The organism is Methylobacterium bullatum, assembly GCF_014845095.1.
Classification (GTDB): Bacteria; Pseudomonadota; Alphaproteobacteria; order Rhizobiales; family Beijerinckiaceae; genus Methylobacterium; species Methylobacterium bullatum.
Genome location: NZ_NKUG01000226.1, coordinates 1 through 4,205, shown reverse-complemented (window position 1 = coordinate 4,205; position 4,205 = coordinate 1). Strand labels below are relative to the sequence as shown.

Below are 4,205 nucleotides of genomic sequence, written 5' to 3'. Positions count from 1 at the left end.
CCATCGTGGCCGCCCGGCGCGAGGCGACGGCGCGCATCCGCCGCGTGCGGTCCGCGCGGGTAGCGCGAAAGGTAGGACCAGTAGGCGTCCTGCGTGCCGGACGACAGGGCGCGGCGCCAGGTCGTCGCCTCGCGCCGGGCGGCCACGATGGCGCGCACGCGCTTGGCCATCGGGTCATCGGGATAGGCCCCGAGGAAATCCTGGTACCCCTGCAACGTGTCGCGCTCGACCGCCACCGAATAGGCGTCCCGCGCACCGATCTCGCGCAAGGGGCGGTCGCGCAAAGTCGCGATCTGCTCGGCCTGCGCCGGGGCGGGCGCGTCGGCGTTGCGCTCGAAGAACACGAACGGCACCTCGATCTTGGAATCGTCCCAGGGCATGGCCGCGCCCCCGGTGGTCTCGCTCACCCGCAGGCGCACCCGGTCGAACAACGCCGCCGGCTGGAGACCGCCCTCGCGGATCATCTCCACCAGGGCCTGCGCATAGGCGCCATACGCCCCCGTCTCGGGCGGCGCCACGGTGCCGGGCGCCGCGTTGTAGGCGATGAGGCTGCCGGGTTCGGCCTCCACCAGGGCGAGACCGCCGGCGAGCGGGTCGCCCGTCTTCACGAACGGGTTGGCGCGGGCCGCGTCGAGCACCACGAACCGGGCCTTCAAGGGGACGGTGGAGAGGCGCTTGATGTAGTCCGACACGCGCAGGGCCGAGACGGGAACATCGACGGCGGTGGCGATGCGGGCATCCGCCGGGGCGAAGAAGGTCTCGCCCTCGAGTTGCAGCCCGTATCCGGCGAGATAGACGAAGGCCACCGTGTCCGGCCCAAAGGCCGCTGCCTTGTCGAGGAAGTCGCGCAAGGCCTTGCGCAGGGCATCCTCGTCGAGGTCGCGCGCCCCCACCACGTCGAAGCCCGCCGCCTGCAGCGTCTGCGCGATGAGGCCGGCATCGTTGGCGGCGGTGGCGATGGGCGCCCCCTCATAGGCGCCGTTTCCGACCACGAGGGCGATGCGCTTCTCGGCCTGCTGCGCGGTCGCCGGAACGGATATCAGCAGAGCGGCGAACAGGGCCGCGAAGACGGCGACACATCGAGACAGGACCATCGCCGGGAACCTCCGTCACCGTAGGCAGCGTCGATGGACACCCTACGGAGCATCGCGGACGACCTGAGCGCGAGCGGTCGCACCATCGTGGAGAATTGAGCACGCGTCCAGGGATGCCCGGAATCGGGCTTACCAAATCCTCGCTCGGAGCGGCCCCGATCCCGGCGCATGCATGCGCCTGTCCGCCGGGCCGGTGACCGAGGAGCCGCGGTTCGTGTTCGCCATGGCTTGGCGCGATTGATCCGCTCGCGGAGCGCTTTCGCCTCGGTCTCGGCGACGTTCCCGCGGGCCTTCTCGGGGACGAGTTGGCCGTCGTGATAGATGTCGTGCTCCACATGGAGCCGCTCATCGTCCCACCGCACCACATTGTCGGTCCCGGAGGTCTCCGTCACCCCAGGATCGTCCCGCTGGGTGATAGTGTTCGGCAATAAACGAGCTATTCTACTATGGTTCGTCTCTTTTATGTCTTGATCAGAAATAGTTTAGAGCTTTTCTAGAGCGTCATCGAATTGCAACAGGGCTGTATGAACCGAGTTGCGCCCGCCCGTGTCGCGTGAAGCGTGCTTGTTGCGGAGTGAGTTGTCCTTCAACAGCTCTCGATGCCGGCAATGACGTACCGAGACTTGAGACGACGACACAATGAGCAAACTAGCAGTTGAGTTATATCGCAGCACAATGCTGCGTCCGCTCGTCGTCCTGAATATAGCCGCCATTCTGGCGGTCGGTGTCGGGCCGTTCTCCGGCGCGAAGGCCCAGACGCTTCCGGCCGAGAGCGCGGTGGTCCTGTCGGAGCTGTCGGTGATCGGCAGCGGCGAACGGGCGAACGGCCCCGTCACCGGCTACCGGGCGAGCCGTTCCGCGACCTCGACCCGGACGGACACGGCCCTGCGCGACTCTCCGCAATCGGTCCAAGTGGTTCCCCGTGACGTGCTCGTCGATCAACAGGACGTCCGCCTGACCGATGCGCTCACCAATGTGAGCAATGTCCAGCCCGCCGGCACCATCCAGGGCCGGTCCGACACCTATGTGCTGCGTGGCTTCAACACCCAGACCTACGCGATCGACGGCGTGCTGCTGAACCCGGCCAACACCTTCCAGCCGACACAGCGCGACCTCGCCAATGTCGAGCGCGTGGAAGTGCTCAAGGGCCCCACCTCCGTCCTCTATGGCAGGGGCGATCCCGGTGGCCTGATCAACATCGTCACGCGCCAGCCCCTGCTCACGCCCTCCGCGGACCTCACCCTGCAGGGCGGGTCTTACGCCTTCCGGCGGCTTCAGGGCTCGGTGACGGGAGCGGTCCCGGGGACGGAAGGGCTCGCCGCCCGCTTCAGCTTCGCCACGCAGGACGACCCCACCTTCCGGGATTTCGGCGGCCCTTCCAATTCGCGCCATTTCTTCGCGCCGTCCTTGTTGTGGACGCCCGATGCTTCGACGCGGATCTCCCTGAATGCCGAGTTCTCGCGCCAGCACAGCCAGTATGACGAAGGTCTCACGGCTTTCCAGGGTCGGGTGCCCCTGGACAACATCCGCCGTTACTATGGCGAGTCCTGGTCCCGGTATTACGGCGAGTCGAACTCCATCACCCTGCGGGCCGAGCATGACGTCAACGAAAGCCTGACCCTGCGGCAGGTGATCAACGGTCAATGGGGCCAGTTCGACGTGTTCGCCACCCGCGCCACCGGGGTGAGCGCGAACGGGGCGTCGCTGACGCGGCGTCTGTCCGAGATCGAGTCCATCTACAACTCGATCGACAGCCAGACGGAAGCCGTCGCCCGCTTCGATCTGTTCGGCTTCCGCCACACGGCCCTGTTGGGCGTCGAAATCGTCGATGGGTACCGGCATCCCTATGCGCAGCAGGGCACGGCCAGCCCGGTCTCCTTCCTCAATCCGATCCGGGGATCGATACCGCAGATCGGAACGCTCGCCCTGCAGAGCGACCTGCGGCAGAAGCTGTTCATGGTCGGCACCTACATGCAGGACCAGATCGAGCTGGCCCAGGGGCTGCAACTCGTCCTCGGCGTCCGCGTGGATACGGCCAACCAGTTTTATTTCCAGCGCACCCTCACCAACAACACCGTCCCACCCACGCGGGACGTCACCGGAACCTCGCCGCGCGTCGGCCTGGTCTGGCGGCCGATCGAGCCGCTCACCGTCTACGGAAGCTACACGACCTCCTTCACGCCCCAGACCGCCAATGTGAGCAGTGGCCTGACGCCGGCGCCGGAGACCGGCGAGCAGGTCGAAATCGGCACGCGCGTCGACCTGATCCCCGATCGCCTCACCCTGAGCGCCGCCGCCTTCCGGATCGTTCGGGCGAACGTGGCCGCGACCGACCCCTCCGACAGCCGCTTCTCCATCATCACCGGCGAGCAGCGTTCGCAGGGCGTCGAGGCCGACATCGCCGGTGAGATCCTGCCCGGATGGAGGATCATCGGCGGTATCGGCTACCTCGATGCGCGGGTGACGCAGGATAGGACGGTCGCCATCGGCAACCGGCTCCCGGCTGCCCCGACCTTCAGCACCAGCCTGTGGTCGACGTACCAGTTCCAGAGCGGCCCGATGCGGGGCTGGGGCTTCGGCGGCGGCGTCACCTATGTGGGCGAGCGCTTCGGCGACATCGCCAACAGCTACAAGGTCGGTGCCTATGCGCGCCTCGACGCGACATTGTTCTACGAGATCGACCCGATATGGCGTTTCGCCGTGAACGGCCGCAACCTCACGGATCGCCGCTACATCGAGCAGCCCTTCAATCAGTTCAACAATCTCCCCGGCGCACCGCTCACCGTCCTCGCCAGCGTGACGGCCCGCTACTGAGGCGAGGCTCGCGGCCTGCTGCTAGTCACACCTCGCGCCCGGCCGGTTGCGGGATGCGACGCGCCCCGGCGGCCGACATCGGCGACTGGTTCGGCGGCCCTCCTACCGGACCCGGCAAGGCCGATCCCGCCTGTGGCGCGTCGGTCTCCTGTGGCAGTGGGGCCTGACGGACGCCGCCACGCTATTGCTTGGCGCGATTGATCAGCGCCTGGAGTGCCTTCGCCACGGGTTCGGTGACGTTCTTGCGGTACTTTTTATGGACGAGCTGGCCGTTGTGATAGATGTCGTGCTCCACAT

2 protein-coding genes are annotated in these 4,205 nt (G+C 67.0%); one reads left to right on the top strand and one right to left on the bottom strand.

Features of this window, described 5'->3' with window-relative positions; translation table 11 throughout:
* Window positions 1-1,094: caspase family protein (locus tag MBTS_RS22385; RefSeq protein WP_192216517.1), on the bottom strand; the 1,094-nt coding region annotated here is incomplete at its 3' end.
* 675 nt (window positions 1,095-1,769) lie between these two features.
* On the opposite strand from MBTS_RS22385, the gene MBTS_RS22380 reads away from it, so the two are divergent.
* Window positions 1,770-3,908 (top strand): TonB-dependent siderophore receptor, encoded by a 2,139-nt coding sequence (locus MBTS_RS22380; protein ID WP_238254190.1) that lies wholly within the window; start codon window positions 1,770-1,772, stop codon window positions 3,906-3,908.
* The last annotated feature ends 297 nt before the right edge of the window (window positions 3,909-4,205 follow it).

What these genes read in the sequence shown, in the direction of transcription:
- MBTS_RS22380 (WP_238254190.1), top strand. Translation starts at nt 1,770, where the DNA reads ATGCTGCGTCCGCTCGTCGTCCTGAATATAGCCGCCATTCTGGCGGTC.